Origin of the sequence: Reichenbachiella sp. MSK19-1 (assembly GCF_003590315.1) — a bacterium.
Lineage (GTDB): Bacteria > Bacteroidota > Bacteroidia > Cytophagales > Cyclobacteriaceae > Reichenbachiella > Reichenbachiella agariperforans.
On record NZ_MIER01000021.1, the window covers coordinates 499,255 to 511,828 of the forward strand.

Sequence of the window (12,574 nt, forward strand, 5' to 3'; positions counted from 1 at the left end):
GTCACAATACTCCATACACAAGAGAAGAATACCATGAGATATTACAGCACGAACAGACAAGTCCCAGAGGTGAGTTATGAGGACGCGATTTTCAACGGGTTGCCGGATGACAATGGCCTGTACATGCCTGACCATATCCCGACGCTATCGGCAGAGTTTTTCGAGAATATCGGGGACATGAAACTGCACGATATCGCCTACGAGGTGGCGAGTCAGTTCATCGGGGAGGAGATCCCAGAGGCAGACCTGAGACGGATCGTCGAGGAGACTTTGAGCTTTGAGTTGCCTGTGGTAGAGGTGGAGGACAAGGTCTATTCGCTGGAGCTGTACCACGGCCCTACCTGTGCGTTCAAGGACGTGGGGGCGAGGTTTTTGGCGAGATGCCTGAGCTACTTCTCTGCCAAGAGCGACAAGAAATCTACCATACTCGTGGCGACCTCTGGCGATACAGGGGCAGCCGTAGGGAGTGGGTTCTTTGGGGTGGAAAACATCGATGTGATCATCCTTTACCCGAAAGGGAAGATCTCCAAAATACAGGAGCAACAGCTCACGACTTTTGGGCAAAACATCCAAGCACTCGAAGTGCGTGGGACTTTTGACGACTGTCAAAAAATGGTCAAAGACGCTTTCCTCAACAAAGAACTGAAGGAGAAATACAACCTGACCTCTGCCAACTCGATCAATATGGCGCGCTTGATTCCTCAGTCGTTTTACTACTTCTGGACCTATGCCTTGCTCAAGGATCAGGGTGATCTGGTGGTGTCTGTGCCGAGCGGCAACTTTGGCAACCTGACAGCTGGTCTGCTGGCGCAAAAGATGGGACTGCCTGTCAAGCAATTCGTCGCATCGACCAATGTCAATGATATCGTGCCGTCGTATTTGACGACTGGTGAGTTCACACCGCGCCCGTCTACCTCGACCATCTCCAACGCCATGGATGTCGGCAACCCGAGCAACTTCTACCGTATGAAAGAGGTCTTCGGTTCGTCATGGGAGGCGATGAAAGAAGGCGTGAAAGGCTATGCCTACGACGACAAACAAACCGCTGAGACTGTGAAGCAGGTCTATCAAGCGACCGATTATCTACTCGACCCACATGGCGCAGTAGGCTACCTCGGTCTCAAAGAATACATGAAGGATCACAAGGGGAGTGTAGGGGTCTTCTTGGAGACGGCGCATCCCGCCAAGTTTGGCGATGTGGTCGAACCCATCATCCAGCAGCCTGTAGAGATGCCCGAGCGCCTAGCGGAGTTTGCCAAGCGCACCAAAGTCGCCACCGAGATCGATGCTACCCAAGAGGAATTGATCAAGATCTTAGAAAAAGCCTAACAAAACCCCTCCATGCCTGCCATGGAGGGGTATAAGTCTCCCGGGAAGGGTCAGAAACCTCCCGGGACGCCCTCTAGGTCTCCCGGGAAAGGGTAAAAGTCATCCGGGACGACCCCTAACCGTTCCGGGGAATATAAAAGCCCTACATGACGAAATAAAATTTGTCAGGAGTGGTTTTTGTGTGTTTTTTTCGAAATACTATATTGTTTTATAGATAAGCAAGTTGCCTATTTTCCCGATGACGTGACCAGGAACAAATAAAAGTCTCGGAACCAATGGACTCGCATCCCTATGATACTACAAAATCGATGAATTAAGCCCTTTAGATCATCGGTTTGTTCGAGAAGTGAAAAAAAACCTTCTTGATTTTGGACATTGAGCTCCTTTAGTACCACCTCCCAATCAGCCCTCGCTGTTTCAAGTGTTCCGTTAGGATCACTTGAAACTTACTGATAAAACGCAAGTCTTCAGACTTGTTGATCTATAAAAAATGAACTTCCACCAAGCCTTTTCTTCTGCATACTGTCGTCGGGTAAAAAACATCTATCCATTCTACGACTGCAAATGTGATGAAATAAATCCCCTGATGAACGCATGGTTATGGCTGTGTATTGAGCCAGTGAAGATAGGACTAAGCAAGTCTGGAGACTTGCCCTGTATATATGCTTTTAAGTCTCTCTTTGCGCTAAGGCTTAAAAGAGCGGGGGTAGGTCTATGCGATCTGACAATGTGTGTGGCTGCTCAGAATATCGAAATCTGAGTAGTTGGCTTGGGGTGAAAAGTTCCAATTATCACAAAAGGATTGGGGGCAGTATTGTGGTGAAGTTTAGTTGTTCCCAAAAAAAGATGCAAGTCCTTAGTCCTTGCGAAATCGTCTATATACTTCTTTCTAACATCTTCGCAAGCTAGCTTTTCATCTCCAGCATGCCTTCTTAGTGAGTTCCAAAAAAGTTGACCAATCTCCCAATCTTCAATCATCATAGTACTTTCTGTACCTTCATTGTCTGACAGTCTGTAAGAAAATTTGTATGGTAGCTTCTTCACTACCTCAAACTCTCCTTTATTCTCAGATTCAAAAAGGTTGAGTTGGCTCATCTGTTCAAGTTTCTTTTTGCTCCATTCTCTATCGACCTCCTTAATCTCAAGCTTATGAATTTTAGAGGGCTTGAAAACAGCAAGAGAGGTTCCGATTTTCTTGTCTTTGGCCTCTGCGAAAAGTGTTTTAAGATTAGTATAAACTTTATTTAAAACGATTTTCCTTCTTTCCCTCCAATCGTCTCCATCAGGTTTGATTTCTCCAATAATTTTGATCTCGGTCTCATGACTATAAGGACGATAACTTTCCTTTCTGAAGTCACTTGTATTTTTTACAAGATCAATCTCAATCCATTGGTACTTAGAATACTGTTGATTGTAAGTTTTCTTTCTAAATTGAACAGGGTAAATCCTTACCCATGAACCATCTTCCCTAAATCCAGCAGTACAAACAAGTTCATCATATTTCTCGGAGATAGAAGGGTAGGTTTTTACAGTTATTAAGACTTTCTCCTTAGGCATTACAAATTCTTCTGTTCAATATCCCATGCAGGAAGCTTTTTAAGTGAGTTAGCAACTCTACTTCTATGGCACATGCATGGTTCTTTTTCGAAACAAGTTATTGCAATTCTTTGAAATGAATTAGTTAGGTCTAATATTTTTTCGAGTTGGTCGTTATTTTCAACAAGTGTTGTTTTTTCATACTCATCAAAAAGTCTATTGTAGTCATTAATTGATTTCAAATCAGCTCTTTTATTTGATTCGATTCCCAATTCGGGGATGTGCATGTAATTGATTCCTATGCTTTCACAAGCATGTTTTAGTTGGTTTTTTGAAAACCCATACTTCATACTCAAAGGGTTTTTACGGACATCACAAAGCAAGCGCACACCATTAATAATCAGTTTGTTCAAGTATTTCTCAAGGCTAATCCCTTCATAGCCAATTGTGAAAAAAGCCTGCTCTTTGAATTCTCTTTTTTGGAGTGCCACTTTCTCAAGTTCTTCGTTGGTTAGTAATTCAGAAGCTATTTGACTGTTAATGGCAAAATATGGGTATTTACGATATGTGTATCTCACCATTTCTTTTTGAGTTAACCCATCTACTTCCTTTATCGTCTGTTTGATTGCTGCTTGGTCTTCTTTTTTCAATGCATGGAAGTAGTTGTCGCTGCTTTCGAAAACCCAATTAGAAGTCTTGTTGGATATTTGATTACTCAAAAAGCCCCTTTTAGTTAGTGTTAATAAGTCTTGATTGGCCTGAAATGAGAAACTACCGAATTTATACGGTACAAAATCAAATGATTTTTCGGCCTGCTTACGAGTTACAAGAAAAAGTATCTTTTGAAGCTTTGTATGGGACAAAGTTCCTTCAAATGCTTCAAGTATCGCAAACAATATTTTCCTCCTGTAGTACATTTTGCAAAGTTACGAAATCTAAGATCAGGATTCCATTTTTGATCGTTTTAAGCACATTTGCAAGTTTTGGTTTTGGGAGGGTTGCGCGACTTGCATATGTGCTTATTGCAGAATATTTCTTTGGCGGGCACTTAAATCTAACATTCGTGTAAAGTACACAGTGCACTATAATGCGCACTGCATCAAATGTATAATAGACCCGTTTGCACGTGTTTATATACGTTAAAAAAATGTTTTCTCTTCTCGAATGATGCTGCGGGAAGCCGACTGCTGATCGGCTTGGTGAGACCAAACTAGTATTTCCTGTTGATATATCCCAAGGCTATAGGCAAATCCCTTGGCATATCACAACACGCGATGAGATGGGTGCTATATTTTGGGTTGGGAGGGGGATGAGACCGGACCTGTCCAACCTAAGCTTAGTTCGGCTCCCATGTTGCCTTACCTCAGGGTCGAGGTAAGCTTAGTTCCTCCCTGTGGTAAGCTTAGGTTCACCCTGTGGTAAGCTTAGGTCGGGGCTCTGGTAAGCTTAGCTTCAGCTACAGATGGGTTTACGAATTTTTACTCAATGTCAGACATAGAGTCGATTGAACATCAAGTTGATTATATAGCGGCCAATGCTCGGTGTTGTAAGAAGGAAGATGGCCTAGATTTCAAATACGCAATTGATAGTAGTTTGCTAATTAGAATCTTCGGAGTGGCTAGTGATTTGTATTCATAATTCTCTGTTAGAATATTGTCTAGGGGTGACAATATTTTCATAATTCAATGGATCGCATCAGGGAAAGAAAATATTGCATTAATTTTGGGGGATTACTGTATGATAAACCCCTAGATATGTTTCGAAATATTGCTGCCCTATGTATGTTAATGTTCTTCACTTGCCACTTTGCAGTCGGGCAAGAAACGATTGATGATCAGTTTCAAAAATTCTATGAAAACAACACCTCTTCGTGGCAGGAGTATAAGCTGGTAAAGACACCTAAATTACAAGAGTTTTGGAAGATAGCAAGTGATACAGTTCGGGTGAAAAATGAAGAAATTGCTTCACTAAAATCAGAGATCACATCTCTAAATGGCCAAATCTCTTCGTTAACAGCTAAACTAGCTACGATAGAAGGAGAGTTAACATTGAGTGAGACACTCAATGAGAGTATTACCTTCATCGGGATCGAAATGAACAAGGCTTCATACAATGTCATCGTATGGTTGATCATTTTTATTCTGGCTGTCGCTGTAGGTGTGTGCTATTATATGTACACGAGAAGTAACCGAGTAACGACTCTTTCACGAGCGTCTTTGGATGCGCTAGACGAAGAGTTTAAGGAGCATAAAGATAATGCTAGAGAGATACAGGTTAAGCTAAAACGAGAACTTCAAACTGCACTGAATACGATTCACGAGAACCGCCTCAATCACTAATTATACTTATTGGGTAGGATTTAATCCTTAGCTTTGCATCAGCTATTAAGATATGCAAAATGAAGTTCGAGGATTATAATATTGCCGATGAAATAAAGTCGAATTTGACCAAAATGGGTCTACTTCGACCAACCGATATCCAGTTCAAGTCCATCCCCGCTATACTAAAAGGGGAGGATGTTTTGGCCATTGCTCAAACGGGCACTGGAAAAACGGCTGCATTTGCTATCCCTGTAATCGAACGCATACAAAGGTCCCGCAATGCCAAGCGAGAAGATGGTATACGGTGCGTGGTAATGGTGCCTACTCGTGAGTTGGCCATTCAGATTTCTCAAGCCTTTGAGCGTATCTCCAAAGGGACCAAGGTTAAAATTTTCGGGTTGTATGGTGGAGTAGATCAGGATGCCCAGATACAGAAGTTGTCGAAGCAAGTCGATGTATTGGTGTCCACACCGGGGCGAATGTTTGATTTGGCGAGTCAGGGCTATATCCATTTTAATCGCGTAGAGCAACTCATCTTAGACGAGGCGGATCACATGTTGGCATTGGGATTCATCAAGGATATTCAGGATCTTATCAAAATGCTACCAAAGAAGCGACAAACACTTTTCTTTTCTGCTACGATAGATGAGAAGATCAAAAAGGTAGCTTATTCTCTGGTCAATAAGCCCATTAGAATTCAAATCTCACCAAAAGACCCTGTATCTAAGAATGTAGAGCATTTTGTAGCGTTTGTAGAAATGGATGACAAGCGTTTTTTCCTCGAAAGGGTAGTGGATGAAAACCCTGATAAAAAGATACTAGTATTCGTCAGGACTAAGGTGAGAGCTGAACGTGTGCTAGCGGCTATGCAGCGGGTGGATATCAAAGCGGACACTATACACAGTGGCAAGGAGCAGAGCCAAAGAAATACAGTGATGTCTGATTTTAGGTCTGGGAAGAACAATCTTTTGATTGCTACTGACGTGACTGCAAGGGGTATTGATATACCCAATGTTGACTATGTGGTCAATTATGATCTGCCAGAGGATCCTGAGTTTTATGTCCACCGTGTAGGTAGAACAGGGCGTGGCAAGAACAAGGGACAGGCCATGTCGTTTTGTAGTACTGAAGAAAAAGAACTCCTCAAAGAAATTGAAACGTATGTCTCGAAACCTATCCGTGTATTGGAAATCGATAAAGTAGCCTATGCCGATACGGTAGAACTGAGTGCGAGTCAGGAGAGAGACTGGAAGAGCTTGATTGTCAACGAAGAAACTCGACCAAAACCAGCCAAAAAGAAGAAAAAGAAGAAGTGAATTAGGTGAGTTCGGCCTGAATAGGAAATGTGATGATGAATTCTGTCCCATGACCGAGTTCACTTTTTACCTCAATCTCTCCGTTAAGTTTATGGACTAAAGCCTTAACGATCGAAAGCCCCAGTCCGCTGGATCCTTCGCCTGCAGTGGGCTTTGCAGAGAGCTTTTGAAACATCTCAAACATGATTTTTTGGTCTTCTGGACTAATTCCTGGTCCTTGGTCTTTGATGCTAATACAGAAGTGCTTATCGGATGATTGAAGGGATAGAAAGATGCTAGTCCCAGGCTGAGCAAACTTCATGGCATTGGTGAATATATTGTCTAATATCCGTGTGAGTACGTCCTTGTCCGACTTAATCTCTAGCTGTTGTAGATCGTTAGTGAGCACTAGCGTTTGCTCTTTCTTTGCCAAGTCATTTTGATAATTTTCTATCCAGGTATTGATGAACTCATTTAGGTTGAATTCTATCGTTTTCAATTTGATATCGAACTGTTTCATCCCATTGACATAGAGCAAGTCACTGATGAGTAGATCGCCTTGATTGATAAGTCGCCTTATCAGTTGAATGTATTTCTTTTGTTCTTCGTTAGTTTCACCGGACTTTGTGACCAGATGGATCAGTCCTTTAATGTTGTTTAACGGAGCACGGAGGTCATGAGCTACTACGCCTATCATTCCGTCTTTTTGTCGATGGAGATCTTCTAAAAGATTGTTTTTGGTCAAAATATCTTGGTTGTATTGGGTTAGCATTTGGGCTTGTAGTTCCAATTCTTCTTTTTGTTTGACTACTTCTGCTGTGCGGTACTTTACTTCTTCTTCGAGTGCTCTTTTCTGATTATAGATTAATTTCATCCTGAGTTGGTAGATGAAATAGATCAAGGTCAGACCTGCTAAAAGAACGTAGAGCTTGAACCACCAAGTATTATACCACGGCGGGAGAATAATGACTCTTAGTTTGGTAATGGTGTCAGACCATTGGCCTTCGCTGTCCGATGCCTTGATACTCAAAAGGTATTCTCCTGGCGTAATGTTGGTATAGGTGACGAACCTACGTTTGGCGTCTGTCTCTATCCAGTCCTGTTCGAAGTTGTATAAGCGATAGGCGTACTTAACTTGGTCTGGATCTATGTAGTTGAGCGATGAAAATTCGAAACTAAAAACGGACTGTTCATCTGTTAGTTTAATCGTAGGAATATCATCTGAACTTTCTGTTGTATAGTTTTCTAGCGGAACAGTTTTGTTGAATATTTGAAAGTTGGTAATAGCAACTCTAGCGTTTTGGCGCGAGTCAATGATGCTGTCTGGGTGAAAGGAATTGTACCCATTGGTTCCACCAAAGTGCATTTTTCCGTCATGAGTCTTGATGCATGATTCTAAGTTGAATTGATTGGTTCTTAGCCCCGTACTGAAGTTTCGTATTGCTCTGGTCTCTGGGTCGAATTTACTGATTCCTTCGTTGGTACTAATCCATAGATTGCCATGGTCATCCTCGAGAATACTCGAAATATTCTCATTCGCTAAACCATCAATTGCTGCGAAATGGGAGAAGTTTTCTTTTTCAGGGTTGAATAGGTTAAGCCCACCACCTTGGGTGCCAACCCACATCCTATCTTTTGAGTCTTGAAAAATTGTATGAATCGCATTGTTAGAGATGCTTGTACTGTCGCTTTCGTCATGAAGAAATCGCTTAAACTCCCCCGTATTTCTATTCATTCTATTTAGTCCATGGCTAGTGGCTAACCAGAGTGTGTTTTCATTTTCTATAAAAATAGACCAGATGTTTTCGTTGCTAAGTGCAGATGGATCTTCGTAGTTCCACCCAAAACTGATGAACTTATCTTCGTTGCGGATATATTTATTGAGCCCACCACCAATAGTTCCTATCCATAGGTCGCCTTTCTCATCTTCTTCGATAGACCATACATTGCCATTGTTTAGCTTTCCTTGATCAGAGTAGCTGGCAAAATATTTTTTGATTTCGTTGGTTTTCGGGTCTAGTCGGTTCAATCCTTGGTTGTAGATACCCAACCAAACGTACTCATGGGAATCAATGAATACTTCCATGACGGAGACACCACTCAAGCTATTGGGATCATTGATGTCCGCAGTGTAATGGGTATATTCGTGCGTAGCAGGGTCATATCGATCCAGTCCACTGTGATCTACAGCAATCCATAGTTTATTGTCTTGATCTTGAGCAAATGAGGTAATGTTGTTGCCTTGAATTCCTTGTTGATCGAGTGGGTTATAGGTGATGTGTTTGAACGAAGTATAGCTAGGGTGAAAATAGCTAACGCCTCCACTATAAGTGCCAATCCATATGGTGCCATTGTGATCTTCGTAGATGCACCAAGCTTCATCACTGCTAATCGATAGCCCATTGATATCATCATGTTTAAAATGTGAAAAACTATCGTCAGTAGGGTTGTAGAGGTTTAACCCGAATTGAGAGCCTACCCAAAGATTATTTTTCGAATCAAAACAAAGTGATCTTATCTGTCCTTGGCTAATACCGTTCTTTTCATCTGGGGAGTAAGTATAATTAGTGATTTTCTGCGTGCTTTTTTCAAGTTTACTCAGTCCACCCTCAGTCCCTATCCAGATATTGCCATTTTTGTCTTCTGTAATGTCCCAAACACTACTATTAATCTGATCCCCATCTTGTAGTATGATCCTCTCGAAATGGTCATGAGTTGGGTTGTAACGGTTGATGTATTGCCCAACTGTACCTATCCATAGCGAGCCTTCTTGGTCTTCGTAGATGTTCATTACCCAGTCTTTTGATAGACTAGTGGAGTCTCGGGGGGAATTTTGATATCGAGTAATCTTTAGGTCGGGGAATTGATCGAGGTTTTCTATCTTATTGAGTCCACCACCAAATGTCCCTGCCCAGATGTTGCCATTTTGATCTTCCAGAAGCGACCAGACTGAATTGTTGCTGATACTATTGGTGTTTTCAGTACTGTGCATAACACGGTCGAATTGCCCTGTTTTTTTATCGAACCGGTTGATACCATAGCTAGTTGCCACCCATAGATATCCTTGCCGATCTTCTATTATATCTGTGATGAAATTGGATGAGATGGATTTGGGGTGATAATGGTCGTTGTTATAGGTAGTGATTTGGTATCCATCATATTTATTGAGTCCATCGAAGGTGCCAATCCATATGTAGCCTTCGCTGTCTTGTAGGATCGTTTTGACATTGGCATGTGAAAGCCCTTGGGATATACCCAAATGATTGAACCAGATATTGTCGTGAGTACCATTAGCGATTGTCCTATAGTGTATGGACAAACACATAGTGACTATTGCCAATATGTACTTGATATGTTTAGGTTTGAAAATCATCTCATTGGTCTACAGTCAACTCTGTTAGGATATTAATTAGTCTAACAGTGTTGACTTTGAAATAAGATAATACGGATGGACAGTGAATCTAATTGGTTAAATGTTGTTAAAAATTGTTTTACGGGTTCTGTAATATAATAATCAAAGTATAAAAGTTCGGTTCTTATATAGGATTATTTTTTGAAAACAGCTGTCTGTTAAATTTTACTTCTATGCGTGTCAATGATGGTTAAGTAATTGTATATGAATATTTTATGAGTTACTGGTAGTGTCAATGTTTTAGACGTTAGATAATGAGACACTCATTGGAATAAATTACTTAAACAACGCATAGCGCACTCCAGCAAAACCTCTGATCCCTTGATTGGGAGCATATACATAGGATGGGTCGAAAGTTAGGTTGTTAGGGTTGTCTATCGGATCATTTACATTTTCGTCAAATGGATCGTGTGCTCTGGCGATACTGTTGGCTGGAGGAGTGAAATTGAGTAGGTTTTTGATACCACCATATATCTCAAGTCCGTTGATGAATTTCTTCGTGATTTGAATGTTTTGAATACTGTACCAAGGAGAGTAAGCTGGACGGTCGTCCTCTGGGCCTAAGAGAGGTAGTCTCATCGGTCCATATAGGTTGCCAGTATAGTCTATCGAAATTAATGAAGCACCAAAAGTATAACCGATGTTCCATACACCTGATACCTTTTCGGTCAGTAGTTGTCTTCTCTTCACGCCATCTTCTTCTATACTCACGTCTATGATGCTAGTCCCTACTAGTGCACTGAGTCCGCTATGCCATGATAGGTCAAGGTTGAGCGATACACCTTTAGATACTGCAGACCCATCTAAGTTTGCATAGCGAATTTCGTTGGGGTCAGATTCATAGTCGGGTACGATACGATTGTCAAAGTAGGTATAGAAAACACTCGCATCAACCCCAATGTAATTTTGGTGATTGGTGATGATTTTTTTGACAAAATTAAGGTTAACGTTCCAAGACTCCTCTGGTTTTAGCTCTTCTTCGAACACCACATCCCGAGCGCCTGTTAATGCCGCATGGTCTTCTGTGAACACATTTGCTACACGGTAACCATTTCCTAGACTGAGTCGCAGGATATTTTTTTTGTTGGTCGTGTTCCATTTGTAGTTGATGCGAGGAGACCAGATACCACCATGCAGAGAGTTGTAGTCGTAGCGGACTCCTAAGAGTATCTTATTTTGGTTATCGATCCTAAAGTCGTCTTGGAGGTATGCTCCTGGCAAGTGTGTGATGGATGGGCTGGTTGTTGCTACTGTATTGTCGTTGTAGTAGGTATATCGGTAGGCAGCACCCAAGAGGAACTCGTGACGCCCCACAGGTCTATGCCAGGTCAGTTGACCGAATCCAATGTTTTGCTGTGCCTGAAAGGAAAGGTCACCATAATAAGAATCTTGCTTGTGACCATTGGCACTGAATTGAAAATTGATAATTTCTTCCACAGGTAATTGGTATGTACCAAAGGTTTCCCATCGTTTAGTATAGATACTTTCGCCATAGACCGTGTCACCTCCTCGGTCTTCGGGTGTCCATTGCATTTCTCCTCCCCACCGATCTTCGTACACGTAGCGCCCCGCTAGAGAGAGCTGGCGGTTGTTTTTTCGTTTCATCGTCCATTTGTTGAATAGCGATATGCGATTTTGTAATGTTAAATCCGTGAAATTGTCCCCGTTGTTGTCAATGGGGTTTTGATAGTAGAAATAATTGATTCCTATCAGCGTGTGTGACTTGTCTCCCGTATTGAGTTTAAGCCCAATATCAGTATTGACCTCTCCCCAGCTAGTCGCAAATGCGTCCGTCGAAACGGTCGGCGTGTTTTCAGGGGTTTTGGTAATTAGATTGATCAAACCGCCAACAGCCTCAGACCCATAAAGTGTGGAGGCAGGACCTTTTACAATTTCTACTCTTTCTATCAACGACTGAGGTATTCCAGTCAGGCCATATACGGAGGACAAACCGCTAACCAAAGGCATACCATCGATGAGAACCATAGTATAGGGACCTTCCAAACCGTTGATATGGATATCACCAGTGTTGCACACGTTGCAATTGATCTGTGGTCGCACACCGTTGATATTTTGCATGGATTCAAAAACTGATGGAGTTGGATTGGCTTTGAAGAATTTAGGGGAGTAAACATCAATGGAAACCGCGCTCTCCATCTTGCTAATTTCGGTCATGGTACCAGAGACCACCACTTCATCCAATGCTGTCGCAGATTCTTCTAGATCAACGGTCAAAGTGCTCAGAGAGGCCTGATGTACTACCGTTACTTTTTCACTTTTGAATCCCATGATCGATACCAATATATCATAGCTGCCATAACTGAGGTCTGTGAGTCTTAGGATCCCTTTTGTATTGGTTGTACCACCTCGGTTTGTGCCTTTGATCCCTATGGAGGCAAACTCTACTGGCTGTCCCTCACTATACACCTTGATTTCTAATGTCCCTGCGGACTGTGCCCATATATAACATGGTACAAATATGAGTATCAGTAATATTAAGTAATGCTTCATGTTTCTATTTTTAGCTTTGCAAATATATTAATTTAGACATGGCTAAAAATATAATAATGTATAATTAAAATATTAATTAGTCTGGTGAAATACCTTAAACCAATAAGCAGGTTTAGGATGGTAATGATTTGTTCTTATTTTGATAACCTACTCATAGAATGGATTGTGAT

The 12,574-nt window shown here is 41.7% G+C and carries 7 protein-coding genes; 3 read left to right on the forward strand and 4 right to left on the reverse strand.

Going from position 1 to position 12,574, the window contains the following annotated elements; genetic code table 11:
- The first annotated feature begins 33 nt into the window (after positions 1-33).
- Positions 34-1,329, forward strand: coding sequence for a threonine synthase (gene thrC, locus BGP76_RS19985; protein WP_119845964.1), 1,296 nt, complete (start codon positions 34-36; stop codon positions 1,327-1,329).
- 741 nt (positions 1,330-2,070) lie between these two features.
- On the opposite strand, the gene BGP76_RS19990 is transcribed toward thrC, so the two are convergent.
- Together BGP76_RS19990 and BGP76_RS19995 are read right to left on the reverse strand one after the other, a co-directional pair.
- Positions 2,071-2,886: a hypothetical protein gene (locus BGP76_RS19990; protein WP_119845965.1), complete on the reverse strand. Its 816-nt coding sequence runs from the start codon at positions 2,884-2,886 to the stop codon at positions 2,071-2,073.
- Positions 2,886-3,782 (reverse strand): DUF488 family protein, encoded by an 897-nt coding sequence (locus BGP76_RS19995; RefSeq protein ID WP_099597369.1) that lies wholly within the window; start codon positions 3,780-3,782, stop codon positions 2,886-2,888. The genes BGP76_RS19990 and BGP76_RS19995 overlap by 1 nt, the downstream gene beginning before the upstream one ends.
- An 837-nt stretch (positions 3,783-4,619) precedes the next feature.
- Here BGP76_RS19995 and BGP76_RS20000 point away from each other — a divergent pair.
- The gene (locus BGP76_RS20000) at positions 4,620-5,204 is read left to right on the forward strand and encodes a hypothetical protein (RefSeq protein ID WP_147407529.1); all 585 of its coding nucleotides are present in this window, start codon (positions 4,620-4,622) and stop codon (positions 5,202-5,204) included.
- 59 nt (positions 5,205-5,263) lie between these two features.
- Entirely contained in the window at positions 5,264-6,502 is a 1,239-nt protein-coding gene (locus BGP76_RS20005; RefSeq protein WP_119845967.1) for a DEAD/DEAH box helicase, read from the forward strand.
- A gap of 1 nt (position 6,503) precedes the next feature.
- Here BGP76_RS20005 and BGP76_RS20010 read toward each other — a convergent pair whose 3' ends face one another.
- Together BGP76_RS20010 and BGP76_RS20015 are read right to left on the reverse strand one after the other, a co-directional pair.
- A complete protein-coding gene (locus BGP76_RS20010) occupies positions 6,504-9,854 on the reverse strand; it encodes a two-component regulator propeller domain-containing protein (RefSeq protein ID WP_119845968.1) in 3,351 nt (1,116 codons plus the stop codon).
- 315 nt (positions 9,855-10,169) lie between these two features.
- Positions 10,170-12,404, reverse strand: coding sequence for a TonB-dependent receptor (locus BGP76_RS20015; RefSeq protein WP_119845969.1), 2,235 nt, complete (start codon positions 12,402-12,404; stop codon positions 10,170-10,172).
- Positions 12,405-12,574: the final 170 nt, after the last annotated feature.

Bases quoted from the DNA above. Each gene is read 5' to 3' on its own strand.
- BGP76_RS20005 (WP_119845967.1), top strand. From the start codon at position 5,264: ATGAAGTTCGAGGATTATAATATTGCCGATGAAATAAAGTCGAATTTG.
- BGP76_RS20010 (WP_119845968.1), bottom strand. From the start codon at position 9,854: ATGATTTTCAAACCTAAACATATCAAGTACATATTGGCAATAGTCACT.
- BGP76_RS19995 (WP_099597369.1), bottom strand. From the start codon at position 3,782: ATGTACTACAGGAGGAAAATATTGTTTGCGATACTTGAAGCATTTGAA.
- thrC (WP_119845964.1), top strand. From the start codon at position 34: ATGAGATATTACAGCACGAACAGACAAGTCCCAGAGGTGAGTTATGAG.
- BGP76_RS20015 (WP_119845969.1), bottom strand. From the start codon at position 12,404: ATGAAGCATTACTTAATATTACTGATACTCATATTTGTACCATGTTAT.
- BGP76_RS20000 (WP_147407529.1), top strand. From the start codon at position 4,620: ATGTTTCGAAATATTGCTGCCCTATGTATGTTAATGTTCTTCACTTGC.
- BGP76_RS19990 (WP_119845965.1), bottom strand. From the start codon at position 2,886: ATGCCTAAGGAGAAAGTCTTAATAACTGTAAAAACCTACCCTTCTATC.